This is a genomic window from Actinomadura sp. NTSP31 (assembly GCF_041951385.1).
Taxonomy (GTDB): Bacteria; Actinomycetota; Actinomycetes; order Streptosporangiales; family Streptosporangiaceae; genus Spirillospora; species Spirillospora napierensis.
In genome coordinates, this window is sequence record NZ_JBGNUT010000001.1 from 369383 (window position 1) to 392752 (window position 23370).

At 74.4% G+C, this 23370-nt stretch carries 21 protein-coding genes, 3 tRNA genes and 1 riboswitch; of the genes, 11 read left to right on the top strand and 13 right to left on the bottom strand.

Annotated features, from left to right (window positions below; translation table 11 throughout):
* Positions 1-12 precede the first annotated feature (12 nt).
* On the top strand, positions 13-744 hold the full coding sequence (locus tag ACA514_RS01585) for a cobalt-precorrin-6A reductase (RefSeq protein WP_375039376.1): 732 nt from the start codon (positions 13-15) through the stop codon (positions 742-744).
* Here the strand turns inward: ACA514_RS01585 and cobJ are convergent.
* The 5 genes from cobJ to ACA514_RS01610 all read right to left on the bottom strand — a co-directional run bounded on the left by cobJ (position 732) and on the right by ACA514_RS01610 (position 6254).
* On the bottom strand, positions 732-2228 hold the full coding sequence (gene cobJ / locus ACA514_RS01590; protein WP_375039139.1) for a precorrin-3B C(17)-methyltransferase: 1497 nt from the start codon (positions 2226-2228) through the stop codon (positions 732-734). The two genes, ACA514_RS01585 and cobJ, sit on opposite strands and share 13 nt — an antisense overlap.
* Positions 2228-2848 (bottom strand): precorrin-8X methylmutase, encoded by a 621-nt coding sequence (locus ACA514_RS01595; protein ID WP_344275063.1) that lies wholly within the window; start codon positions 2846-2848, stop codon positions 2228-2230. The genes cobJ and ACA514_RS01595 overlap by 1 nt, the downstream gene beginning before the upstream one ends.
* Positions 2845-3993, bottom strand: a complete 1149-nt coding sequence (locus tag ACA514_RS01600) for a precorrin-3B synthase (protein ID WP_375039140.1) — start codon at positions 3991-3993, stop codon at positions 2845-2847. The genes ACA514_RS01595 and ACA514_RS01600 overlap by 4 nt, the downstream gene beginning before the upstream one ends.
* 61 nt (positions 3994-4054) lie before the next feature.
* Complete coding sequence (locus ACA514_RS01605) at positions 4055-5116, bottom strand: hypothetical protein (protein ID WP_375039141.1); 1062 nt, start codon at positions 5114-5116, stop codon at positions 4055-4057.
* A 1-nt stretch (position 5117) separates the two neighbouring features.
* Complete coding sequence (locus tag ACA514_RS01610) at positions 5118-6254, bottom strand: hypothetical protein (RefSeq protein ID WP_375039142.1); 1137 nt, start codon at positions 6252-6254, stop codon at positions 5118-5120.
* A gap of 77 nt (positions 6255-6331) precedes the next feature.
* Positions 6332-6451, top strand: a riboswitch (cobalamin riboswitch).
* An 81-nt stretch (positions 6452-6532) separates the two neighbouring features.
* Between ACA514_RS01610 and cobN the strand changes: the two genes are divergently transcribed.
* A complete protein-coding gene (gene cobN, locus ACA514_RS01615; protein WP_375039143.1) occupies positions 6533-10084 on the top strand; it encodes a cobaltochelatase subunit CobN in 3552 nt (1183 codons plus the stop codon).
* Here the strand turns inward: cobN and ACA514_RS01620 are convergent.
* Genes ACA514_RS01620 through ACA514_RS01645 form a run of 6 tightly spaced genes read right to left on the bottom strand, consistent with a single transcriptional unit; the run spans position 10045 to position 15812 of the window.
* Positions 10045-12069, bottom strand: coding sequence for a hypothetical protein (locus ACA514_RS01620; protein ID WP_375039144.1), 2025 nt, complete (start codon positions 12067-12069; stop codon positions 10045-10047). The two genes, cobN and ACA514_RS01620, sit on opposite strands and share 40 nt — an antisense overlap.
* Positions 12070-12079: 10 nt before the next feature.
* Positions 12080-12712, bottom strand: coding sequence for an SRPBCC family protein (locus ACA514_RS01625; protein ID WP_375039145.1), 633 nt, complete (start codon positions 12710-12712; stop codon positions 12080-12082).
* On the bottom strand, positions 12709-13050 hold the full coding sequence (locus ACA514_RS01630) for an ArsR/SmtB family transcription factor (protein WP_375039146.1): 342 nt from the start codon (positions 13048-13050) through the stop codon (positions 12709-12711). Before ACA514_RS01630 ends, ACA514_RS01625 begins: the two co-directional genes overlap by 4 nt.
* Before the next feature lie 60 nt (positions 13051-13110).
* On the bottom strand, positions 13111-13704 hold the full coding sequence (locus tag ACA514_RS01635; protein ID WP_375039147.1) for a CE1759 family FMN reductase: 594 nt from the start codon (positions 13702-13704) through the stop codon (positions 13111-13113).
* Entirely contained in the window at positions 13701-14795 is a 1095-nt protein-coding gene (locus tag ACA514_RS01640) for an LLM class flavin-dependent oxidoreductase (RefSeq protein WP_375039148.1), read from the bottom strand. Before ACA514_RS01640 ends, ACA514_RS01635 begins: the two co-directional genes overlap by 4 nt.
* 60 nt (positions 14796-14855) lie before the next feature.
* Positions 14856-15812 carry a MerR family transcriptional regulator gene (locus tag ACA514_RS01645; protein ID WP_375039149.1) on the bottom strand — a complete coding sequence of 319 codons (957 nt, stop codon included), beginning with the start codon at positions 15810-15812 and terminating at the stop codon, positions 14856-14858.
* Positions 15813-15877: 65 nt separating this feature from the next.
* Here ACA514_RS01645 and ACA514_RS01650 point away from each other — a divergent pair, with 65 nt between their 5' ends.
* The 4 genes from ACA514_RS01650 (at position 15878) to ACA514_RS01665 (ending at position 19743) form a co-directional block, all read left to right on the top strand.
* Positions 15878-16648 (top strand): maleylpyruvate isomerase family mycothiol-dependent enzyme, encoded by a 771-nt coding sequence (locus ACA514_RS01650; RefSeq protein ID WP_375039150.1) that lies wholly within the window; start codon positions 15878-15880, stop codon positions 16646-16648.
* A 26-nt stretch (positions 16649-16674) separates the two neighbouring features.
* Positions 16675-17388: a hypothetical protein gene (locus ACA514_RS01655; RefSeq protein WP_375039151.1), complete on the top strand. Its 714-nt coding sequence runs from the start codon at positions 16675-16677 to the stop codon at positions 17386-17388.
* 95 nt (positions 17389-17483) lie between these two features.
* Positions 17484-18704: a M20 family metallopeptidase gene (locus tag ACA514_RS01660; protein ID WP_375039152.1), complete on the top strand. Its 1221-nt coding sequence runs from the start codon at positions 17484-17486 to the stop codon at positions 18702-18704.
* Positions 18705-18822: 118 nt separating this feature from the next.
* Positions 18823-19743 carry a hypothetical protein gene (locus tag ACA514_RS01665; RefSeq protein WP_375039153.1) on the top strand — a complete coding sequence of 307 codons (921 nt, stop codon included), beginning with the start codon at positions 18823-18825 and terminating at the stop codon, positions 19741-19743.
* Positions 19744-19774: 31 nt separating this feature from the next.
* On the opposite strand, the gene ACA514_RS01670 is transcribed toward ACA514_RS01665, so the two are convergent.
* Positions 19775-20341 (bottom strand): YceI family protein, encoded by a 567-nt coding sequence (locus tag ACA514_RS01670; RefSeq protein ID WP_375039154.1) that lies wholly within the window; start codon positions 20339-20341, stop codon positions 19775-19777.
* Between the two features lie 101 nt (positions 20342-20442).
* Between ACA514_RS01670 and ACA514_RS01675 the strand changes: the two genes are divergently transcribed.
* From ACA514_RS01675 to ACA514_RS01695, 5 genes are all read left to right on the top strand, one after another.
* A complete protein-coding gene (locus ACA514_RS01675) occupies positions 20443-21246 on the top strand; it encodes a universal stress protein (RefSeq protein ID WP_375039155.1) in 804 nt (267 codons plus the stop codon).
* Positions 21247-21417: 171 nt separating this feature from the next.
* Positions 21418-22389 (top strand): CHAP domain-containing protein, encoded by a 972-nt coding sequence (locus ACA514_RS01680; RefSeq protein WP_375039156.1) that lies wholly within the window; start codon positions 21418-21420, stop codon positions 22387-22389.
* A 40-nt stretch (positions 22390-22429) separates the two neighbouring features.
* A tRNA-Gly gene (locus ACA514_RS01685) sits at positions 22430-22502 on the top strand.
* A gap of 26 nt (positions 22503-22528) precedes the next feature.
* Positions 22529-22599: transfer RNA gene (locus ACA514_RS01690), tRNA-Cys, on the top strand.
* Between the two features lie 14 nt (positions 22600-22613).
* Positions 22614-22685: transfer RNA gene (locus ACA514_RS01695), tRNA-Val, on the top strand.
* Between the two features lie 223 nt (positions 22686-22908).
* Here the strand turns inward: ACA514_RS01695 and ACA514_RS01700 are convergent.
* On the bottom strand, positions 22909-23367 hold the full coding sequence (locus ACA514_RS01700; RefSeq protein ID WP_375039157.1) for a hypothetical protein: 459 nt from the start codon (positions 23365-23367) through the stop codon (positions 22909-22911).
* Positions 23368-23370 lie beyond the last annotated feature (3 nt).

Below are 23370 nucleotides of genomic sequence, written 5' to 3' on the forward strand. Positions count from 1 at the left end.
GCCTTCGTGACCCTGCGTGTTCTCCTGCTCGGCGGGACCGGTGAGGCGAGGCGGCTGGCCGGAACCCTCGCCGCCGATCCCCGCTACGACGTGACCAGCTCCCTCGCCGGCCGGACGGCCGACCCCGACCTGCCGCCCGGCCGCACCCGCATCGGCGGGTTCGGCGGCCCGGACGGGCTCGCGGCGTGGCTGCGCGACGAGCGGATCGGCGCGGTCGTCGACGCCACGCATCCGTTCGCCGCGCTGATGACCGAGTCCGCGGTGGTCGCGGCGGGGCGGACCGGGGTCCCGCTGCTGGTGCTGCGCCGCCCCGGCTGGACGGAGGGGCCCGGCGACGACTGGCGGCGCGTCCCGTCCCTGGAGGCCGCCGCCGCGAGCCTGCCCGGCGAGCGGGTCTTCCTGACGACCGGCCGCAAGAACCTCGCGGCGTTCGCGGGCGACGCGCGGCGCTGGTTCCTGGTCCGGTCCGTCGACCCGCCGGAGCCGCCGCTGCCCCCGCGCATGGGGACCGTCCTGGCGCGCGGCCCGTTCACCGTCGACGAGGAGCTGGCGCTGATGCGCGAGCACGCGATCGACACCCTGGTCACCAAGGACAGCGGCAGCGCCATGACCTCGGCCAAGCTCACCGCCGCCCGCACGCTGGGCGTCCCGGTCGTCATGGTCGACCGGCCGCCGGCGCCGGACGGCGTCCCGATCGCCGCGACGGTCGAGGAGGCGGTGAACTGGCTCGCTCATGAGGGGTAGCGGCGGGGCGTGAACACGGTCGTGCGGCCGTCGCCGCGTTCGGCGACCGTCGTCTGCGACGACCCGACCAGCAGCAGCGTCCGCATGTCGACGCCGTCCGCGTCGAGGTCGGCGAGCCGGACGACCCGGACGCTCTCCTCCGGGCCGCCGACGTCGCGTCCGATGACGACCGGCGTGTCCGGCGACCGGTGCTCCAGCAGGACGTCGCGCGCCCTGGCGACCTGCTCCGTGCGGGTCTTCGACGCCGGGTTGTAGATCGCGATGACCAGGTCGGCGGCAGCGGCGGCGGCGAGGCGGGCCGCGATGACGTCCCACGGCTTCAGCCGGTCCGACAGCGACAGCACGCAGTAGTCGTGGCCGAGCGGCGCGCCGATCCGGGACGCGACGGCGTTCGCGGCGGTCAGGCCGGGCAGCACCCGCACCGGGACGTCCTTCCAGCGGTCCTCGGCGGCGACCTCCAGGACGGCGGCGGCCATCGCGAACACGCCGGGATCGCCGGACGACACGACGGCCACGCGGCGCCCCCGCTCGGCCAGCGCCAGCGCGAACTCGGCCCGCTCGGACTCGACGCGGTTGTCGGAGGGGTGCCGCTCCTGCCGGGGGTTGGCGGGCACCCGCGCCAGGTAGGGGGCGTATCCGACCAGGTCGTCGGCGGTGGCGAGGGCGTCCTGCGCCTCCGGGGTGAGCCATTCGCGGCCCGCCGGGCCGAGCCCGACGATCGCGACCCCGCCCTGCGGCGCGCCGCCGGGCTCCGGCAGCGTCCGGCGGGTCTGCTCGTGCACGCGGCTCGGCAGGATCGCGACGGAGAAGTACGGGACGGTGTCCGGATCGACCTCGGCCAGCGGGAGCGCCCGCTGCCCGTCGGTGGTGGCACGCTCGACGTACCAGGCGTCGTCCAGCCGGCCCGCCTCCTCCAGCGCCGCGCGGACGCCGCCGAACGTCCGGCCGAGCTTCAGCACGGCGGCCGAGTCGGTGGCCTCCAGGCGGCGGGCCAGGTCATCCGGCGGCAGCGTGCCCGGCAGGACGGTCAGGACCTCGTCGCGCTCCACCAGCGGCCGGCCCAGCTCGGCGGACGCGGCGCTCACCGACGTCACGCCCGGCACGACCGTCGTCGCGTACCGGCCGGAGAGCCGCTTGTGCAGGTGCATGTACGAGCCGTAGAAGAACGGGTCGCCCTCGCAGAGCACCACCACGGTCCGGCCGGCGTCCAGGTGCTCGGCGAGCCGCGCCGCGCACCGCTCGTAGAACTCCTCCAGCACCGCCCTGTAGTCGTCGGTCCTCTCGGTGGTGACCGGATAGATGAGCGCTTCCTCGATCTGCCCTTCGCGCAGGTGGGGGGCGGCGATGCGGCGGGCGATGCTGCGGCCGTGCCGCGCGGCGTGGTGCACGACCACGTCCGCGGCCTCGACGAGCCGGGCCGCCTTCACCGTGATCAGCTCGGGGTCGCCGGGGCCGAGCCCGACCCCGTAAAGGTGTCCGGTCATCACTCTTCCTCGCTGGCGATGGCGTTGATCGCGGCGGCGGTCATCGCGCTGCCGCCGCGCCGCCCGCGCACCACCAGATGCGGCAGGCCGGACGCGGCGAGCGCGTCCTTGGACTCGGCCGCGCCGATGAACCCGACCGGGATCCCGAGCACGGCGGCGGGCCGGGGCGCGCCGTCCGCGACCATCTCCAGCAGCCGGAACAGCGCGGTCGGCGCGTTGCCGATCGCGACGACGGAGCCTTCGAGCCGGTCCCGCCACAGCTCCAGCGCCGCGGCGCTGCGGGTGGTGCCGAGCTCCGCGGCGAGCGCGGGGACCCGGGGGTCGCCGAGCGTGCAGACGACGTCGTTGCCCGCCGGGAGCCTCCGGCGGGTGACGCCCGCCGCGACCATCTGCGCGTCGCACAGGATCGGGCGCCCGTCCAGCAGGGCCCGGCGGGCGCCCGCGACGACGCCGGGCGCGTGGTCCAGGTCCCGCACCAGGTCGGTCATCCCGCACGCGTGGATCATGCGGACGGCGACCCGGGCGACGTCGTCCGGCAGCCCCGCGAGGTCCGCCTCCGCCCTGATGGTCGCGAACGACCGCCGGTAGATCTCCGCGCCGTCGCGGACGTAGTCGATCACTCGCTCCTCCGTGTCGTGGCGGCGGCCGCCGCCGTCGCCGTCAGGTCGCCGGACCGGGCGCGGACCTCGCCGCCGAGCCGCACCTCGTACCCGCCGGGGGTGGCCACGACCGCGACGTGCCGCTCGGCGGGACGCCCGCACTGCCGCTCGCAGCCCGACCAGTGCACCGGCAGCCCGCCGCCGGCCCGGCGGGCCCGCGCCGCGTCGGCGCGCACGTCCGTCAGCGACTTGGCACAGCCCGGACGGCCCGCGCAGGAGGTCAGCCCCGCCCAGTCGGGTCCGGTGACCAGGCCAGGGAAGTCTGGCATGTCCGTGATGCCGGGAACGACGACCCCCCTCCACGGAGTGACGATGATCTCCCCGGCGGCGCGCAGCCCGGCCGGGTCGAGGCGGCCGAGCGGGACCAGCCCGGAGAACGCCGTCCGCCCGTCGCGCTGCGGGACCTCCCCGAGCGGCGGCCTGCGCGGCACGGCCGGGACGGCCACGGGTTCCGCCCGTTCACCGGTCAGCGGAAGGTCGCGGCCGAGTTCGGCGACCCGCCACTCGCTCGTCCGCACCCGCAGGAACGTCCGGGCCGCGTCCAGCGCGAGGGCGGCGGCGTCCTGCGGAGCGGCGCGCAGGCCGCTGTCCCGTCCGGCGAGGACCAGGGCGAACGCGTCCGGCGCCACCGCGTACAGGCCGACGTCGGCGCGCAGCGCGATGACGTCGCCGCGCCCGTCGTCCACCGCGAACAGGAACCGTCCGGGCAGCCCGGCGAGGTCCGGGTCCGCGCAGAGACCGGCGTCCAGCGCCGCCACGACGGGCCGGACGTCGACGAAGCCGCCGCCGTCGCGTCCGGTCAGCACGCTGCCGAGGATGTTGCGGACCCGCTCGTGCGCCGCGGACGGCAGCAGCCCGGCGTCGCGCAGCCGCGCGCCGAGCTCCTCCTCCGCGCCGTCCGCGAGCCCCCTGATCTGCACGTTCGCGCGGGACGTCAGTTCGAGGAACCCGTCGCCCAGCTCCCGCGAAGCCCCGGCGAGCGCGTCGAGCCGCGCCCGTGTCAGCGCACCGCCGGGCAGCCGGACGCGCGCCAGCCCGCCATCGGCGGCGGCGTGCACCCGCAGAGCACCGGGGCAGCGGTCGGGACCGGAACGCGAAGACGACACGCCAGGATCCTAAGGCCCGCCCCGAAGGCCGGAACGACACGATCCCGGACGGGACGGCGGCTCAGTACGCCATCGCCGAATCGCAGTGCCCGAACCCCGACAGGTTCGTGTCGAACGTCCCCCCGACGGCTCTGCCGAACGCGTCGAGGCCGTTCAAGCAGGCATAACGCGGTTCCCCGCTCGAGACGAAACTGAGCAGCACCCCCGGCTCCCGCCGGATCGTGCGGTTGACGCGCATCGGCTCCCCTTCGGTGAAGGAGAACAGGACGGTGGCGCGCGGCCGGCTCATGACGCCGTAGCCGGCCCGGCCGTCCGGACCCATGGTGGCGGAGGTGACCGTCCCCTGGCCGTCCGGCGCACGGAACAGGACACGACCCTCCCGCAGGCCGGAGCCGCCGGCGCGGGTGTCGGTCGCGCGGACGGTCAGGTTCCGGATGGCGGCGTTCCGCATCTCGCCGGTGGCGTAACCGAGCGTCCGCCCGTCGCGGGCCCAGACGATCTCACCGATGACCGAGGGCCCGGCCGCGCTCCAGGTGCGGCGGTCCCCCGTCGCGGTGTCGAGCACGGTCAGCGCGGCACGCGACGGGCTCGCGGGCGCCAACGGCTGCGACGGGTCCGGCGGGTCCGGCGCGCAGGGCGCGGTCGTGTAGGCCAGCCGGTCGCCTCGGCGGTTCATGGCGAGGCCCGCGACCAGCGCCGGCGTGGTACCCCCGCGCATCGGCGCGAGGCCCGTCACGCGACCGTCACCGGTCAGCCGGAACTGGAAGAGGCGCGTCTCGCATGGGTCCGCCCGCGAGGCGGCGACCACGAACCTCCCGTCCGGCCCGGCGAGGATCTCCTGCACCGCACCGGCGGACGCCGGAGGCCCCACCGAGTCGACCACCTGCTCGCGCGCGCCGGTCCGGGGCATCGAACGAACCTCGAGCCACGGCCCCTGCCGTCCTGCGGTGAGCAGGAAACGCGGCGTCCGGTATTGGAAATGTCCGGCCGCCCCCGGGGCTTCCCCGCCCACCGCCAGGCCGACGCCGGCGATGGCGGCGGCGACCAGGACCGCGAGTGCGATGGGCGCCGCCCAGCGCTGGACCCGCCAGGACACCGGTTCGCGCTCCGTTTCCGACGGCATCTCAGTACCCCCACGCGGTCGAGCACGAGACGGGGAACTGGGCCGGCGCCTCGAAGCCTCCGGACATGGTCCGGTCGAAGGCGTCGACGCCGTTCAGGCAGGCGTACCGCGGCCCTTCGCCGGTGCTGACCATGACGCCGACGCCCCTGCCGTCCCGGTGCGGGATGGTGCTGCCGATCTTGATCCGGCCTTCCTCGAAGGAGAACAGGACGGTGGCCGGAGGCTGCGCTCGCTCACCGGTGCCGTGGCCCGACCTGCCGTCCGCACTCATGATGGCCGTGCCGACCTTCCCGACCTCAGCGGTCTGGCGGAACAGGACGCGTCCGGCGCGCAGATCGGTTCCGCCCGCGACGGTGTCGAGCGCGTGGACGGTGACCGGTCCGAGGCCTCCGCCCGCGACGTCCGCGAGGGTGTAGCCGAGGGTGCGGCCGTCGGCGGCCCAGACGATCTCACCGAGAGCGGCCGTCCCCGTGGTGGTCCACGTGCGCCGCCGTCCGGTGGTGATGTCGAGGACAGACAGGGCGGGCGGCGCCGGCCGAAGCCGCGGAACCGCGCCTCCGCCGGACGCCTCGCCGTCGTTTCCGGCGCACGGCGCGGACGCGAAGGCGAGGCGGTTCCCGTCCGGGCTGACCGCCGGCCCGCCGACGATGCCGGGGAACGCCCCGCCGGTGACCGGGTGGAGCCCGGTCACGTGCCCGTCGCCGGTGAGGCGGAACCAGTACAGGCGCGTCTCGCACCTTTTCGCCTGCACGGCCGCGACGACGAACGTGTTGTGCGGCGCCTCGACGATCGCCTGGGCAGGTCCGGCGCCCGACGGCGCCCGGACCGTGTCGGCCGGCTTCGGCTGCCCGCGGCTCCGCAGCGCCAGCACTCTGACCCACGGCTGCGTCTCGCTCCTCCCCGCCTCCACGGAGAACCGGGGCTGCCGGTACTCGTGCCGCGGCTTCCCGCCCGCCCAGGGGCGGCCGTCCGGGTCGTCGGCGGGGGCGTCCGTGAACAGCCTCGCTCCGGAGACGACCGCGACGATCGCCGCGACGGCCGCCGCCACCGACAGCACGGCCGGCACGCTCGGTCGGCGCGCCCGCCGTGCGGGGGCGGGGGCGTCCTCGTCCGGCCGGGGGTTCGGTTCGTCGGGCATCCGACGATCATCGCGGCCGGGGGCGCCCGGCGCGCGGGGTTCGCGCCGATCGGGTTAGGGTGTGGGCGGCGGCAAGGGAGGAAGCCGGTGCGAATCCGGCGCGGTCCCGCCACTGTCACCGGGGAGCGGACCCCACCGAAGGCCACCGCGCGAGCGGGAAGGCCGGGGCGAGCGCCGATCCGGGAGCCAGGAGACTCCGTGCCGCCGCCGTACGAGCCGTCGTACGGCGCTGCGACCTGCGATTCGGGGCGAGGACCCCGGGTGAGGACCCGATCCGCGTGATCCTGCTGCTGTCCACTTCGGACACCGATCTGCTCAGTGCGCGTGCGAGCGGCGCCGGTTTCCGGCTCGCCAATCCGGCCCGCACGTCCGTGGACGACCTGCCCGCGCTGGTGGACGGCACCGACCTGGTGGTCGTGCGGCTGCTCGGCGGCCGCCGCGCGTGGGAGGACGGGCTGGACGCGCTGCTCGCCGGCCCGCGCCCGGTGGTGGTGCTCAGCGGCGAGCAGGCGCCGGACGCCGAGCTGATGGAGCTGTCGACCGTCCCGGCCGGGGTGAGCGCGGAGGCGCACGCGTACCTGGCGCACGGCGGGCCCGGCAACCTCGCCGAGCTGTTCAACTTCCTGTCCGACACGGTGCTGCTCACCGGATTCGGGTTCGCTCCCCCGGCGCCCACGCCGACCTGGGGCGTGCTGGAGCGCGAGAGCAAGCCGGGTGACGGCCCGGTCGTGGGCGTCCTGTACTACCGGGCGCACCACCTCGCCGGGAACACCGCGTTCGTCGAGGCGCTGTGCGAGGCGGTCGAGGCGAAGGGCGGGCGGGCGCTTCCCGTCTTCTGCGCGTCGCTGCGCACCGCCGAGCAGGAGCTCCTCGAAACGCTCGGACGGGCGGACGCGCTGGTCGTCACCGTGCTCGCGGCGGGCGGCACGAAGCCGGCGTTCGCGGGTGCGGGCGGCGACGACGAGGCGTGGGACGTCGGCGCGCTCGCGGAGTTGGACGTCCCGATCCTGCAGGGCCTGTGTCTGACCAGCGAGCGCGCCGCGTGGGAGGCCAACGACGACGGCCTGTCCCCGCTGGACACCGCGACGCAGGTCGCGGTGCCGGAGTTCGACGGCCGGATCATCACGGTGCCGTTCTCGTTCAAGGAGACCGACGAGGACGGCCTGAGCGTCTACGTCGCCGACCCGGAGCGCGCCGCGCGGGTCGCCGGGATCGCCGTCCGGCACGGACGGCTGCGGCACGTCCCGGCGAAGGACAAGCGGGTCGCGCTGATGCTGTCGGCGTACCCGACCAAGCACGCGCGGATCGGCAACGCGGTCGGGCTCGACACCCCGGCCAGCGTCGTGAAGCTGCTCGCCGAGATGCGCGACCACGGCTACGACGTCGGCGACCGGCTGCCCGCCGGGGGCGACGCGCTCATGCACGCGCTCATCGCGGCGGGCGGCCAGGACCCCGACTGGCTGACCGAGGCGCAGCTCACCGGCAATCCCGTCCGCATTCCGGCCGCGCGGTACAAGGCCTGGTACGCGACGCTTCCGGCGGATCTGCGCGAAAGCATCGAGCGGCACTGGGGGCCGCCGCCCGGCGAGCTGTTCGTGGACGACTCGCGCGACCCGGACGGCGAGATCGTCCTCGCCGCGCTGCGGTCGGGGAACGTCGTCGTGATGGTGCAGCCGCCGCGCGGGTTCGGCGAGAACCCCGTCGCGATCTACCACGACCCGGACCTTCTGCCCAGCCACCACTACCTGGCGGCGTACCGGTGGATCGCGGACGAGTTCGGCGCGGACGCCGTCGTCCACGTCGGCAAGCACGGGAACCTGGAGTGGCTGCCCGGCAAGTCCGCCGGGATGTCGGCGTCCTGCGGGCCGGACGCGGCGATCGGCGACCTGCCCCTCGTCTATCCGTTCCTGGTCAACGACCCGGGCGAGGGCACGCAGGCCAAGCGCCGCGCGCACGCCACGCTGGTGGACCACCTGATCCCGCCGATGGCGCGGGCCGAGAGCTACGGCGACATCGCGCGGCTGGAGCAGTTGCTGGACGAGCACGCGAACATCGCGGCACTCGACCCGGCGAAGCTGCCCGCGATCCGCGCGCAGATCTGGACGCTGATCCAGGCCGCCCGCCTCGACCACGACCTCGGCCTGGACGACCGGCCGCACGACGCCGAGTTCGACGACTTCCTGCTGCACGTGGACGGCTGGCTGTGCGAGGTGAAGGACGTCCAGATCCGCGACGGCCTGCACGTCCTCGGCGCGGCCCCGGCCGGGGAGACGCGCGTCGACCTGGTGCTGGCGATGCTGCGGGCGCGGCAGATGTGGGGCGGCTCGGTGACGCTGCCCGGCCTGCGCGAGGCGCTCGGCCTGAAGGAGGACGGCGCGGCCCGGACCGAGGTCGACGCGGTCGAGGAGCGGGCGCGCGCGCTGGTCGCCGCGATGGAGGAGCGCGGCTGGGACCCGGCCGCCGCCGCCGGGATCGCGGACGGGCAGGTCGCCGACATCCTGCGGTTCGCCGCGACGGAGGTCGTGCCCCGGCTGGAGAGGACCACCGACGAGATCGGCATGGTGCTGCACGCCCTCGACGGCGGCTACGTGCTGGCCGGGCCGAGCGGGTCCCCGCTGCGCGGCCTGATCAACGTGCTGCCGACCGGCCGCAACTTCTACTCCGTCGACCCGAAGGCCGTCCCGTCCCGGCTCGCCTACGACACGGGCCGCGCGATGGCCGACTCGCTGCTGGACCGGTACCGCGAGGACACCGGCGAATGGCCGCGCTCGGTCGGCCTGTCGGTGTGGGGCACCAGCGCCATGCGCACGTCCGGCGACGACATCGCCGAGGTGCTGGCGCTGCTCGGCGTGCGCCCGGTGTGGGACGAGGCGTCCCGCCGCGTCACCGGCCTCGAACCGGTTCCGCTGGACGAGCTGGGCCGCCCGCGCATCGACGTCACGATCCGGATCAGCGGGTTCTTCCGCGACGCCTTCCCGCACGCCGTCGCGATGCTGGACGACGCCGTCCAGATCGCGGCGAACCAGGACGAGCCCGACGAGATGAACTACGTCCGCGCGCACGTCCGCGCCGACCTCGCCGAGGGCGGCGACGAGCGGCGGGCGACGCTGCGGGTGTTCGGGTCGCGGCCCGGCGCGTACGGGGCGGGGATCCTGCCGCTGATCGACAGCCGGAACTGGCGCGACGACTCCGACCTCGCCGAGGTGTACGCGGTGTGGGGCGGCTACGCCTACGGGCGCGGGCTCGACGGCGTCCCGGCGCGCGGCGACATGGAGAACGCCTACCGGCGGATCAGCGTCGCGGCCAAGAACACCGACACCCGCGAGCACGACATCGCCGACTCCGACGACTACTTCCAGTACCACGGCGGCATGATCGCGACGGTGCGGGCGCTGACCGGGAAGGCGCCGAAGGCCTACATCGGCGACAGCACGCGTCCGGACGCCGTCCGGACCCGCACGCTGGACGAGGAGACCTCGCGCGTCTTCCGCGCGCGCGTCGTCAACCCGCGCTGGCTCGCCGCCATGCGGAGGCACGGCTACAAGGGCGCGTTCGAGCTGGCCGCGACGGTCGACTACCTGTTCGGCTACGACGCGACCGCCGGGGTCGTCGCCGACTGGATGTACGAGAAGCTCGCGCAGACGTACGCGCTGGACGCCGAGAACCAGGCGTTCTTCAACGAGTCGAACCCGTGGGCGCTGCACGGCATCACCGAACGCCTCCTCGAAGCCGCCGACCGGGGCATGTGGGAGCACCCGGAACAGGACACCCTGGAGGCGTTGAAGCGCCTCTACCTCGACGTCGAGGGCGACCTGGAGGATTCCGACTGAGCCGTGGCGGCGTCCGCCTCCCCGAGGAGGCGTGCGGCGAGGGCGCGCAGTTCCCGGTCCTCGGCGAACGCCCGCCATCCGCTGTTGACGTGATGCCGGCGGTCGGAGCTCAGGATCTCGCGGAGTGCCCAGCGCACCTGCGACGGCGCCGGGCCCATCTCGGCGAGGTACCGCATCGCCGCCCACCGGACCGGCAGATACTTGCCCCGCGCGAGGTCGTACGCCGCGACGCCCAGGACGTCCGCCGCGGCGTCGAGGTCTCCGGTGACGCGGTGGTAGGCGTTGGCCGCCTCGGTTCGCGCCCAGTCGTCACTGGACTTCATGAGCATCCGGAGACGGCCGGCGTAGGCGGTGCCATGCGCGCCGAGATCGGCGATGAACCGCAGACCCCCGCCCGGGTACCGCTGGTCGAGCAGGGCGTCCGCGACATCGAGCAGCGGCGCGGGATCGCCGGTGACCTTGAAGAGGGCCCAGGGAAGCGCGAACCTCCGCTGCCGCGCGACCTGCTCCTTCGGATGCCCGCGATCCGGCAAGAGGCCGTCCACAGCATCGGCGGCGGCCGGGCCGATCGTGGCGAGCGCCGTTGCCGCCTGCACGGCCGCGCCGGTGCCGAGCAGCCGGACGAGTTCGGGGACGGCCGGCGCGGCGGCCGGCCCCCACTCCTCCAGCGCCCGCGCCAGAGTACGGCCGGTGTCGGGGTCGTCCATCCGCGCGCGGATCGCCGGGAGGAGAACGTCCGCGTGCTCGCCCAGCGGGGCCAGCGAGTAGAGGATGGACGGAGCCGATGTGGTGAACACCGAGCCCGAATAGTCGTCGGTCAGCGGCGGGGTTCCGGCGAGCCGTTCCACCAGGTAGGGGACGCAGCGCGGGTCCTCGCGCCAGGCCAGGCCCCACGCGGCGAGGTCGGAGACCCGTTGGTCGCCGTGCCGGGACAGCGGCGCGTCGTCGCCGAGCCGGGCGGCGAGCAGGTCGGGGTCGCCCTCGGCCAGCGCCGCGAGCAGGAGGACGGCGTGGGAGCGCGCCGCCGACGCCGCGTCGGCGGACAGGGCGGCCAGGTGCGGAAGCAGGCGTTCCACCGGGGATCGCCGCTCGGTCAGCAGGTGCGCGGCGATGCGCACCGCACCGATCCGCCTGTCGGCGTCGCCGTCGCCGATGAAGGCCGTGCACAGGTCGAGGCGCGCGGGCGGCTCGTCCTTGATCCGCCCCGCGATCCAGCCGAGCAGGCGGGACGCGCCGCCGCCGAAGTAGGGGACGAGGTCGCGGCTCATGCCGCCGACCCACGGGACGTCGCGCCAGACCGCGATGTCCCCGCGCACGGCGTCGACGGCCACGGCGAGGTCCGGACGTTGCGCGCCGACCGCCGCCGACAGCGCGATGTCGGCGGCGAGCCGGAGCTGCGCGCCGCCCGGCGCGCGCAGGTCACGGAGCCAGAGGAGTGTCTCGGGCAGGACGAGCGCGGTGCAGCCGGACGCCAGCTCGCCCGCCGCGAGGACGATCCCGAGCCGCACCGCCGCGTCGTCCTCGCCGTCCCACCTGGCGCGCAGCGCCGGGACGATCGCGTCCGCGTCGCTCACGGCGGCCGACAGCGTGCTCGTCAGTTCCCGGCGGACGGCCGCGTCGGGGTCGTCGAGCAGGGCGAGGAGGCCGGGCAGGGCGGCGGCCCAGGCGCCCGGCCAGCCCGCGTCGACGCCCGGGACCGTGTTCGCCTCGTGGACGAGCCGTCCGAGCAGGTCCAGCAGGCCGATCCGGTCGGCGGTGTCCGGCGACGCCACCAGCCCGACCAGATAGGGCAGGGCGGCGGTGGCGGCGTCGCAGACGAATCCGCCCTGGTGGTAGATCTCGACGTCCAGGTCCCCGACCGCGTCGGTGGACGGGTCGCGCTCGTCGGCGATGGCGCGCAGCAGGCCGGGGACGTCCTCGGCGGAGCCGTAGGCGTGCCGCAGGGCGGACCAGTCGATGCGGTCCAGTCCCTGGAGAGGCGTCACGGAACGGAGATCATTCCACGGATCCGGTGTAGGCGGCGATCGTGCGGTCGGCGCGGGCGCGGGCCTCGGCCCGCGGGGTGCCGGACGCGGCGTCCGCCGCGTACCAGCCTTCCGCGCAGCCGGTCATGAAGTCGCGGGCCTCGTCGGACGCCTGCCACTCGGGTCCGAGGTCCGCCGGGACGTCCTTCCCGGTCGACAGGTGCAGGGAGAGGCCGAGCAGGCCCATGTCCCAGCCGACGCCGACGGCGCCCGGCCCGAACTGCTCCCAGTGGTCGTCGACGTGGGTGATGTGCTCCAGCTCGAACCGCGTCCGCCCGTCCGCCTCGGGGGTCAGCCGCACCTCGATCCAGCTGGTCTGGCCGGCGAACTCCCAGGTGGCGAAGAAGCTCTTCGGCGGGTCGCAGCGCTCGACGGTGCCGCCGGCGTTGCCTTCGAGCTGGTAGCGGCCGCCTTCGCGCAGGTCGCCCGAGACGGGCAGGAACCAGCGCGGGATCCGCTCGGGGCTGGTGACGGCGTCCCACACGTCCTCGACGGGGGCGCCGTAGGTCTGGCTGATGACGACGGCGCGGGCGGTGCCGGCCTCCATCTCGCGCTCGCCGACCCGGCGGCGCACGTCGTTGATCTGCCCGGTCACTTCGATCATGGTTCCTCCTCGGTGCGGCGTGCGCGCCGGCCCCTGGCGATCTCGGTGGCCAGGGCGTCCAGATGCGGCGTCCAGTAGCGGCGGAAGCGGCCGAGCCAGGCGTCGATCTCCTGGAGCGGCGCGGAGCCGACGCTGTAGAGGCGCCGCGTCCCGTCCGGCCGGACGACCGCGAAGCCCGCCTCGCGCAGCACTCTGAGGTGCTGCGACACGGCGGGCTGCGAGATGCCGAACTCCTTCCGGACGACCGACGACACCTCGCCCGAGGACCGCTCGCCGTCGGCGAGCAGCTCCAGGATGCGGCGCCGGACCGGGTCGCCCAGCACATCGAAGGCGTGCACGGGACTCAACATACAGGCACGGCTTATATAAGCCAAGCCTTAATGAAGGAGGTCGCCGGGTCAGCGGCCGGCGAGGAGGTCCTCGAACGGGACGGGTTCCTCGTACGGGTCGGCCTTCCCGGCGGCCGGGCGGCCGGCGATCGCGGCGGCGAGTTCGGCACCGGCGCGGGCGATCCGGTCGGGCAGGGCGGTGGCGGCGCTCCCCCAGTCCTCGGACGCGGCGAACACGGCGGTCGGCATGGCGTTCGCGCGCAGGTAGGCGAACAGCGGGCGCATCGCGAAGTCGATGGCCAGGGAGTGCCGGGCGGTGCCGCCGGTCGCGCCGAGCAGCACCGGCCGGCCCTCCAGGTCCCCGCGCTCGATCACGTCGAAGAACGTCTTGAACAGGCCGCTGTAGGAGGCGTTGAACACCGGCGTCACCGCGATCAGCCCGTCCGCCCCGGTCACGGCCTGGACGGCGGCGCGGAACCCCCCGGACGGGAAGCCGGTGAGCGTCGCGTCGACCATCGCGTGCGCGTGGTCGCGCAGCTCGACCGTCTCGATCTCCGGGTCCGTTCCCAGCGCCCGCGCGGCGGCCTCGGCGAGGCGGTCGGCGAGCAGCCGGGTGGACGACGGGCGCCCGAGCCCGGCCGAGACGACGGCGAGCGTCGTCATCGCGTCACCTCCGCGTTCTCCTTGGCCGCGACCAGCGAGGCGTGCGTCGGGGCGGTCGCCGGGACGTGCGCGGGCCGCAGCGCCTCGAACTCCTTGCGCAGCACCGGCACGACCTCCTCGCCCAGCAGGTCGATCTGCTCCAGGACGGTCTTGAGCGGCAGGCCCGCGTGGTCCATCAGGAACAGCTGCCGCTGGTAGTCGCCGAAGTGGTCGCGGAACGTCAGGGTCCTGTCGATCACCTGCTGCGGGCTGCCGACCGTCAGCGGCGTCTCGCGGGTGAACTCCTCCAGCGACGGCCCGTGCCCGTAGACGGGGGCGTTGTCGAAGTAGGGCCGGAACTCGCGGACGGCGTCCTGGGAGTTCTTCCGCATGAACACCTGCCCGCCGAGGCCGACGATCGCCTGGTCGGCGGACCCGTGCCCGTAGTGCTCGTAGCGGCGCCGGTACAGGCCGATCAGCCGCTGGAAGTGGTCGGTGGGCCAGAAGATGTGGTTGGCGAAGAACCCGTCACCGTAGTAGGCGGCCTGCTCGGCGATCTCCGGGCTGCGGATCGAGCCGTGCCACACGAACGGCGGCGCGCCGTCCAGCGGGCGCGGCGTCGAGGTGAACGACTGCAGGGGCGTGCGGTGCTTGCCCTCCCAGTCGACGACGTCCTCGCGCCAGAGCCGGTGCAGCAGGTGGTAGTTCTCGATCGCGAGCGGGATGCCGTCGCGGATGTCCTTGCCGAACCAGGGGTAGACGGGCCCGGTGTTGCCGCGCCCCATCATCAGGTCGACCCGGCCGCCGGCCAGGTGCTGCAGCATCGCGAAGTCCTCGGCGATCTTCACCGGGTCGTTCGTGGTGATCAGCGTGGTCGCGGTGGACAGGATCAGCCGCTCGGTGCGGGCCGCGATGTAGCCGAGCATCGTCGTCGGCGAGGACGGCACGAAGGGCGGGTTGTGGTGCTCGCCGGTGGCGAAGACGTCGAGCCCGGCCTCCTCGGCCTTCAGCGCGATCGCCACCATCGCCTTGATCCGCTCGGCCTCCGACGGGGTCCGGCCGGTGGTCGGGTCGGCGGTGACGTCGCCGACGGTGAAGATCCCGAACTGCATGCCGGCCTCCGAAGTAGTAGAAGTTTCAAGTATTCTACCGGAACCGCGCCGGCCGCCCCGCTATTCCGGCCCGCGCCGGACCCGCGTCCCGGCCGGGGGAACGGTGCGCGCCAGCGCCTCGAGCAGCCAGAAGTGGAGCGTGCCGAGGGACACCGGATCACCGGTGACCAGGCGGAACAGGTCCCAGTACCGGACGACGCGCGGGTCGAGCTCCACCTGGGCGTCGCGCAGGATCGCGCGCCGGAACTCCGGGGTGTCCCGGGCGCTGCGCCCGGCGGCGTGCGCGGCCACGAACCGGTCCAGGGCCTTGCCCGGGCCCGGCGCCTCCCCCGCCATCACCAGCGGCGACGCCAGCTCCATCGCCTCGCCCATCCCGGCCAGCAGCGACTCCTCGTCGCCCACCACCCGCACGTTCGCCCGGCCCTGCTCCCGCAGCCTGCGGTTCAGCGATCGGTCGCCCGCCAGCACCACCATCTCCGCGTAGGCGACCACCTGGACCGGGGTCGGGTCGACCGGCGGTGCCGGCACGACCATCTCCAGGAACTCCTCGACCTGCCGGTCCGGAAGCGGCGCCATGATCCGGCGCAGCCAGAACTCCACCAGCGCGCCCCGCGCCGCGCGGCCGTCCTCCGCCGCCGCCAGCAGTTCCAGCCGCGCGGCCCGCTCGTCCGGCGCCGCCGTCTCGACCGCGCACAGCGCGGCGCGCCGCCAGGCCAGCGCGGCCATCTCCGCCTCCAGCGCGGCGCGCTCGGCGGCCACCGCCTCGCCGAGCGAGCGCTCTCCCGCGAGCACGGCCGCGATGGCGGGCAACCCCAAGCCGAGCCCGCGCAGCCGCCGGACGAGCCGGAGCCGGTCGGCCGCCGCCGCGTCGAACCGGCGGTGCCCTCCCGCGCTGCGGGCGGGCTCGAGGATCCCCTCGTCGCAGTAGAACCGGATCGTCCGCACAGGGACGCCCGTCAGCGCCGCCAGATCGCCGATGCCGAGGGATCCCGGCCCTGTGGCGCCGGTCACATCCACTTGAACCTCCACCGGGCTGGAGTTCCTACGTTACGGGCACGAAAAGCCAAGAGAAGGGAACGGACATGGACGACACGGTGCTCGGAGCCGAGCGGATCGCCCGAGCCCTGCGCGAGCACGCCGGCGGGATCGCCGCCGCCGTCGCCGGGGCGGCCCCGGACGCGCGGGTGCCGACCTGCCCGGAGTGGACGCTGCGCGATCTCGTCGGGCACGTCGGCCAGGCGCACCGGTGGGCCGCCGGTTTCCTCCGCGCCGGCGAGACCGACCTGGTCACGCAGGTGCCCCGGACGTCGCCCGGCTCGGCGGCGGACTGGCCCGGCTGGCTGCGCGACGGCGCGGACGATCTCGTCCGGGCCTTCGAGGCGGACCCGGGCCGCACCGTCGCGCACCCGGTCATGGGGCCGCGCCCGGCCGCGATGTGGCTGCGCCGGATGCTGCACGACACCGTCGTCCACCACGCCGACGCCGCCTTCACCGCGGGCGTCCGGTACGGGGTCGCGCCCGACGTCGCCGCGGACGGGATCAACGAGTGGCTCGTGCTGGTGTCGGAGCCCGCCGCGGCGACGTTCCGGCCCGAGCTGGCCGAACTGCGCGGGCGGGGCGAGACGCTGGCCCTGCGCCCGTCCGAGCCGTCCGTGCCCGGATGGGTGATCACCCGGCTGCCGGACGGGCTCGGCTGGGAGCGCGCGTCGCGGGACGGCGACATGACCGTCGCCGGGCCCGTCCGCGATCTGATGCTGCTGTTCGCCCGGCGGCTGGCCCCGGGCGACGCCGCGGTGACGGTAACCGGCGACCGGTCGCTTCTGGACCACTGGCTCGCCCGCACGGCCTTCTGACGGGTCGCGACCGGCATGATGGCCCGATGGCGGACGACGGACCGGCGGCGTGGAGCGCCGACCCCCGCGCGGACGGGCTCGGCGCGTTCGCGGGGGTCGAGGATGACCGGGCCGGGTCGCATCCGGGCGTCCGCCACATCCGGGCACTGGGGACGATGTACCGGTTCGACATCCACTATCCGGGCGATGTCGACACCTATCCGGACCGGCAGCGCCAGGAGGTCCGGGGGATGCGGACGGCGGACGGCCGGGAACTCCGCGTCGCCGAGGGCGAGACGTGGCGCTTCGCCTGGTCGTGGTACCTGACGCGGGCGCTGCGGGCGACGACGAGCTTCACGCACGTCCAGCAGTTCTTCGCCTCCGCCCCCGGCGGCGGGCCGGGCGGCGCGCCGGTGCTGGTGATGTCGCTGCGCCGGCGCGGCGGGCGCGACCTGCTGGAGCTGAACGCGACCAGGTCGGGCGTCGTCGTGGCCGCCACCGACCTGGCGCCGCTGGCCAGCCGCTGGATCGGCGTCGAGGTCGAGGCCCGGTTCGCCGCGGCGCCGGCCGGGCGCGTCCGCTGGGCGGTCGAGGCCGGCGGCCGGACGGTCGCGGGCGCCGGACGGGACGGGCTCGACCTCCGGCCCGGCGCGGCCGGGATCTCCCCCAAATGGGGCATCTACCGGTCGCTGAAGGACGCGCCGCGGCTGCGCGACGCGCACCTCCTCCTCAAGGATCTTCGTGCCCGCCGGGAGGGGTGAGCCGGGCGGCACCGGCGATACGGTGCAGGTGCGGCGCCGTAACGGGCCGCCCGGAAAGCCGTCCGCGGCCCCCGGAGATTCCTGAGGAGGAACCGTTGAGCCAGCCCTCGCCCGATCCCGGCTCCCTGCGCGACGACGCCGCCGCCCTCCAGGATGATCTCGTCCGGCTCCGCGGCGCCCTGCACCGCGAGCCCGAGCTCGGCCTGGACCTGCCGCGCACCCAGGAGAAGGTGCTCGCGGCGCTCGACGGCCTGCCGCTGGAGATCACCACGGGCGAGCGGCTGACCTCGGTGACGGCGGTGCTGCGCGGCGCCCGCCCGGGCCCGACGGTGCTGCTGCGCGGCGACATGGACGCGCTGCCGGTGAGCGAGCGCGGCGATGCCGGGGTGATCTCGCAGGTGGACGGGGTCATGCACGCGTGCGGGCACGACCTGCACACCACGATGCTGGCGGGCGCGGCGCGGCTGCTCGCGGACCGCCGCGACGACCTGGCGGGCGACGTGGTGTTCATGTTCCAGCCCGGCGAGGAGGGCCTCGGCGGCGCGAAGATCATGATCGAGGAGGGCGTGCTGGAGGCATCCGGGGAGCGTCCCGTCGCCGCGTACGCCCTGCACGTGTTCTCCGCGGCGCTGCCGCAGGGCATGTTCGTGAGCCGGACCGGCCCCGTCATGGCGGCCGCGGACCGGCTGCGGGTCACCGTCCGGGGCGCCGGCGGGCACGGGTCCATGCCGCACCTGGCGAAGGACCCGCTGCCGGCCGCCTGCGAGATGGTCACCGCGCTGCAGACGATGGTGACCCGCGCGTTCGACCCGTTCGACCCGGTCGTGCTGACGATCGGATCGTTCCACTCCGGGACGATGGACAACGTCATCCCGGACGAGGCGAGCTTCTCCGGCACCGTCCGGTCGTTCTCCCCCGCCTCGCACGAGAAGCTGAAGGAGCGGGTGGTCGAGCTGGTGCGGGGCCTCGCCAAGGCGCACGGCCTCGACGTCGACGTCAGCTATCTCCAGGACTTCCCCGTGATGATCAACAACGCCGCCGAGGCCGCGTTCCTGGCGGACACCGTCCGGGAGGTCTACGGCGAGGAGCGCTACGTCGACTCGCCGCGGCCGTTCCCCACCTCCGAGGACTTCGCGTTCGTGTGCAACGAGGTCCCGTCGGCCTTCGTCGTGATGGGCGCGTGCCCGGCCGGCGCCGACCCGGGCGAGGCGGCGGTCAACCACTCCCCCGAGGCCCGCTACGACGACGCCGTGCTCGCCGACGGCGCCGCCCTCTACGCCGAGCTGGCCGTCCGGCGGCTGGCGCGGGAAGGGTGAGGCGCGGCCGGGTGCGGAGCAGGCGAAACATTCCCGCCCGCCCGGTCGTCAGACTGGGAGGCGGGACGGACCGGACCGGCGGGACGGGCGGCCTCCCGCGGCGAATCGGAGGACGCCGGTGTTCATCGGGCTGCTGACGGCGGTGGGCGCGTCGGCGTGTTACGGGACGGGATCGGTCCTGCAGGCGCTCGGCGCCCGGCGGTCCGCCGCCCGGGAGACCACGGCGGGCGAAGGGGCGACCGGGTACGGCGGGCCGAGCCTGTCCTCCACCGCCAAGGCCGTCGTGACGTGGGAGTTCATCGTCGGGACGGTGCTGGACACGGCCGGGTTCGCGCTCGGCGCGCTGTCGGCCAAGCTGGTGCCGCTGTTCCTGTCGCAGACGGTGATCAGCGCCAACCTGGTGATCACGGCGGTGCTCGGCATCTGGGTGCTCGGCATCCGGCTGGTCCGGCCGGAATGGATCTCGATCGGCGTGGTGTGCGCCGCGCTGGTCCTGCTGGCCGGCACCGCCGGGCACGAGGGCGCCGGACGCGTCGCGATCGGCTGGCACTGGGGGCTGCTCGCGGTGTCGGTGCTGCTCGTCGCCGCCGCGCTGCCGATCGTCCGGCTGATGGGGCCGCGCGCCGCGATCCCCGCGGGCCTGCTGTCGGGGCTGTGCTTCGGCGCGGTCGGCGTCGGCGTCCGGATCCTGAACGGCACCGACCCGCTCGCCTGGCGGGACCTGCTCGGCGACCCGGCGCTGTACGCGATCGCGATCGCCGGCCTCGGCGGGATGTACTTCCACACGCTCGCGCTGCAGATCGGGTCCATCAACGGCGCCACGGCCGCGCTGGTGGCGGGCGAGACGGTCGTTCCGGGCATGATCGGCGTGCTGTGGCTCGGGGACGCGTCACGGGAGGGCATGGCGGTCCTCGCGGGCATCGGGTTCGTGCTGGCGGTCGCCGGGGCGGTGGCGGTCGCCTGGTACGGCAACCCGCACGTCCCGGAGGTGCGGGCACCGGAACCGGCCGGCACGGGCGGGCCCGGCCCGCTCAGCTGACCCGAGCCGCCCCCGGGCCGCCCTGTGCCGGTCAGCCCTCGTGGACGGCCTGGATCTCCAGCGCGATGGCGATCGTGTCGCCGAGCATGACCTTGTCGCCCTGCAGCGGCACGTTGAACTCGATGCCGAAGTCGCGGCGGCTGATCGAGGCGGTCGCGGTGAACCCGGCGCGGGTGCCGCCCCAGGGGTCGGACGCGATGCCGTGGAACTCGGTCAGCAGCCGGACGGGCCGGGTGACGCCCCGGACCGTCAGGTCTCCGTCCAGGTGGTAGCGGGGCTGCCGGGCCCGGCGGCCGATCGCGGCGCGCTCCACGCCGGTCCCGCGGAACGTCATGACGGGGTGGCGCCGGACGTCCAGGAAGTCGGCCGAGCGGACGTGCTCGTCGCGCTCGGCGCTGCGGGTGTCGATGGAGGCCATCCTGATCTCGGCGCGGGCGCTGGAGCGCATCGGGTCCGCCCCGATGGTCACCTCGCCGCCGAAGTCGGGGAAGGAGCCGCGGACCGTGGTCATCAGGTGCCGGACCGTGAAGGTGATCTCGGAGTGGACCGGGTCGATCGTCCATCGGCCCGGTGCGAGGCCCCCCGCCTCGTCCTCCATACAAATCCCCCCAAATCGTGCACTGAGCTTTAAACACGAAAAGTTACCGCAAATCAGCCCATGATCGTTGTGAGGCCGCCGTCCGGGGGAATGCTGACCACATGATCGGCGAACACGTGCTGGCCGGATACGTCAACGAGGCCGGCGGACGGGAGGCCCTGGAGCTGGGGCGCGCCATCGTCGCCCTCACCGGCGGCGAGCTGAGCGTGGCCACCGTCCACCCGCCGGGCCGCGCGGGCGCCGCGGCCGAGGCCAACACGCTGCTGGAGCAGGCCGCCGACCTGCTGGGCGAGCAGCCCGCCGAGCTGATGGCCCAGGAGAGCCGCAGCGTCGGCCGCGGCCTCACCTCGCTCGCCGGCCGGATCGGCGCCGACCTGATCGTCGTCGGCTCCCCCGAGGGCGGCGCGCGGGGCCGCATCGGCGTCGGCGCCGCCGCCGACCACCTGCTGCACTCGGCCACCGAGGCCGTCATGCTCGCCCCCGCCGGCTACGTCCCGCCCGACGAGCTCGGCCGCATCACCGTCATGTACGTCCGGCGCCCCCAGTGCGACGAGGCGGTGGTCCGCGCCGCCCAGGCCGCCGACCGGCTCGACGTCCCGCTCCGCCTGGTCACCCTCGCCATCGGCGACGTCGACGCCGAGCGGCTCCGCGACGACCTGGCGCTGGCCATCCGGCTGGCGGTCGAGTCCGCCGAACTCCTCCCCGAGGACGTCAGCGCCGACCTGGCCGAGGGCGACGACGTCGCCGACGCCCTGGACGACCTCGACTGGCCCGAGGGCGAGCTGCTGGTCTGCGCGTCCAGCGAGGACGCCGCCGCCCACCGGGTCTTCCTCGGCGAGGTCTCCGTCAAGGTGCTGCGGGCCGCGCCGTGCCCGGTCACCGTCCTGCCGAGGGGCTACTTCTGACGGACTACCCCCGGGTAGCCCGATTTGACCGCTTTCCCGGAACGGCTTGCCGCCCCCGGTTTACCTCGACTACATTCCAGCGAGACCGGAACGTGACCTTGGAACGAGGCACCGACCGGATCCCCCGGTCGGGCGTCCCCTGCCCGAGTCGGCGAGTCGGCAGGGAGCGAGATGGACCCGATCGGCAAGAAGCTGCTCGACGCTGCCCAGAAGCAGCTCGGATACACCGAGCACGGCAGCGGCTACACCAAGTTCGGCGACTGGTACGCCCAGCACATCGACGGCGACCACGACTCCTACTTCAAGACGGCCCCCTGGTGCGACATGTTCCTCGCCTGGGCCGCCGACAAGGCGGGCGTCGCCGAGCAGGCCGGGCAGTTCGCCTCCACGATCGACCACGCCAAGTGGTTCAAGGAGCACGACGCCTGGGGGCACACCCCCGAACCCGGCGCCCTCGTCTTCTACGACTGGTCCGGCTCCGGCGACATCGACCAGATCGACCACGTCGGCATCGTCGAGAAGGTCGACGGCCGCACCCTGCACACCATCGAGGGCAACGCCGACGGCTACAAGCTCATGCGCAAGACCCGCGGCATGGACGAGGTCGTCGGCTTCGGCTACCCCGGCAAGATCCACGTCACCGAGGCCAAGTACACCCCCAAGCACGCCGCCCCCGCCACCACCGTCGACAAGGTCGGCGACCGCGGCACGACCACGCAGACCCACGAGGAACAGCACAGCTCCCCCGAGCAGCAGCTCCCCACCCAGGACGTCGTCCTCGGCGGCGTCCTCGCCATCGTGCTGTGCGGCACCGTCGCCCTCGCCGCCGGACGCGCCGCCGCCGCGAAGGCCCCCACCGCGCCGCCCATCCGCGTCCGCAAGCGCGGCAAGCACCACCGCCCCTCCACCCCCGTCGTCCTCCCGGCCGGCGTCACCCCCGCCGACCTCGACGCCGCCGACGCCGGCACCACCGTCATGCCCGCCCTCTCCCTCGCCGCCGCCCACGAGGCCGAGGACCGCGAGTTCTGGGGCCGCATCGCCCACCTCGAGGAGGACAAGGAGCTCGCCTTCTGGAACTCGGTGCACGCCGAGGCCACCGGCTCCGAGCCCATCGAGTACGCAACCGCTCCCGGATTCCGCTAGAGTTGTCCATGCGCACCGGGGGAAACCCCGGGGCCGACACGCGGACGTGGCTCAGTTGGTAGAGCATCACCTTGCCAAGGTGAGGGTCGCGGGTTCGAATCCCGTCGTCCGCTCTGAGAGGCCCGTAAGGCCTCGCTCTGGTGGAGTGGCCGAGAGGCGAGGCAACGGCCTGCAAAGCCGTGTACACGGGTTCAAATCCCGTCTCCACCTCGCAGTACACGCAAGGGCGATTAGCTCAGTGGGAGAGCGCTACCTTGACACGGTAGAGGTCACTGGTTCAATCCCAGTATCGCCCACGATGGAGTGGGGAGTGGTGTGCCCGCGGAAAGCGCGGGCCGTCACTCCCTATTCCTGTTGACCCGGGGGACGACCTCCGGACCCCCGCTGTGAGGGGCTCCGCCCCCCACACCCCCCACGTGGTCGCGGTCGGCGAGCACCTCCCGGTCTCCCCCGCCTCGCTTTCTGGGGCTCCGCCCCTCGCCCCCCTTTCGTTACGGTCTCCTCCTTGCTTGCGGTGGGCTAGTCCTCCGGAAGCACGGCGGCGTCGCCGCGCACGATCACCTCGACCTTCGAGATGTCGCGCAAGATGAACCTGCGACTGTGGTGCCTGACGCGCTCGCCGTCGGAGCCATAGAGGCCCCAGCCCTGGATCTCGAAACCGCAGAAGTTGTACGCCGAGTCACCGGCCTGCACGTCGCGGTGCTCGGAGATCGAACTGATGAGGTCCTCGGGAAGCGGATCCCGGTACCGCTCCGTCATGGCGGCCGAAAGTCGGATGACGAGCCTGACCCTGTGGTCGCCGTCGCCGACGGCCTGCGGCTCCGATATCTCGACCACCGCCCCGCCCTCACCGTGGAGCCGCACACATCCCAGATAGGCCAGCTTCGCCAGATTGTGCCGCCCGCACACCTCGACGGCCCGGGACGCGTCCGGCCCTCCCCGGCGGCGATCGCCGTACATCTCCGGAATGACGGACATTGC